At 51.3% G+C, this 989-nt stretch carries 2 protein-coding genes; one reads left to right on the top strand and one right to left on the bottom strand.

The window, feature by feature from the left end:
* Positions 1 to 100 precede the first annotated feature (100 nt).
* Complete coding sequence (locus ACSV5M_RS21845; protein WP_439178970.1) at positions 101 to 715, top strand: DUF3577 domain-containing protein; 615 nt, start codon at positions 101 to 103, stop codon at positions 713 to 715.
* Between the two features lie 91 nt (positions 716 to 806).
* Here the strand turns inward: ACSV5M_RS21845 and ACSV5M_RS21840 are convergent.
* Positions 807 to 989, bottom strand: a 183-nt coding sequence (locus tag ACSV5M_RS21840) for a hypothetical protein (protein WP_439178969.1), incomplete at its 5' end; no start/stop codon positions are given.

Raw genomic sequence — 989 nt, 5'->3', positions numbered from 1 at the left:
CCTTTCGGCCTATCCATTGTTGTTACTTCCCCAGGGGATAAATCCAGCCCCTTGGGGATGGGTCTATCTCCTTTTTTTATTCCATTTAGGAGAGAAAACCATGTCCCAAGCTAACAATCAATCCAATTCCAACCAATACTTCAACCTGCACCTGGAAGGTTTCGCCAATCTTTACGATGTCCGTGAAGTGAAACCTAAAGCCGGCCAAAAATGGAAGCCTTACGTCGCTGTACGTGCGGCGTTCCTGCAAGGCCAGGCGGACTCTGCCGAGCCTATATTTGTCGATCTGCAGGTCGTAGGAACCGGTGCTAAACGTATCGTTGAGCAGTTCTGGAATGCGATCAATGATCGTGACCAGAAAGTATCTGCCGCGGTGAAGGCGGGAGACCTGCGTTTTAAAGCAGGTAACCAAGACCCCAAGCCCGGCGAAGAACGTCGCGTATTCGTGAGTGCACGTATGCTGACTGTGAAGTATCTGCAAGTAAAAGATGCCAATGGTCAAAGCAAGAAGTACGACGAGGCTGCTCTGAATGTGATTGCGGGTAAGGATTCTGCTGAGCAGAAGCCGGCCCAGGATCAGAGTAATTATTTGCCGGACTTTATTCAGCTGGACCCAGCTGCTGAAGATTTCGTTGAGCGTGTAACGGAATTGAAAGCCGAGGGGTATGTCTGGGACGGAGCCAAAGGCGGATGTACTCGCCAACAGGCGGCCTGAACGACTGCGGACACGGAATCGGTGGGGGCTCACATCTTGCGCATCGCAAAGTGTGCGGGTCTGTGTCTTTTGCTTCTTGTGCAGCTTTCGTTTAGTTTAATGTCACGCGTGTTATGGTGATTGCTCGGCTCAACCTCGTGTTGGGCCAGAGCGCTTTAACCGTCGTATTTTCCAAGCGCTTTTGCGAGAGCGTTTCAAAAATACGATTCTCCCGTCCCACTACGGTTTTTAGTGGACCCTGCCGCTTCGGCGGATTGAGCTGGTCGTATTGGTT

The organism is Cellvibrio sp. ARAG 10.3 (assembly GCF_051846955.1).
Lineage (GTDB): Bacteria > Pseudomonadota > Gammaproteobacteria > Pseudomonadales > Cellvibrionaceae > Cellvibrio.
This window is presented reverse-complemented; position numbering and strand designations above follow the sequence as displayed.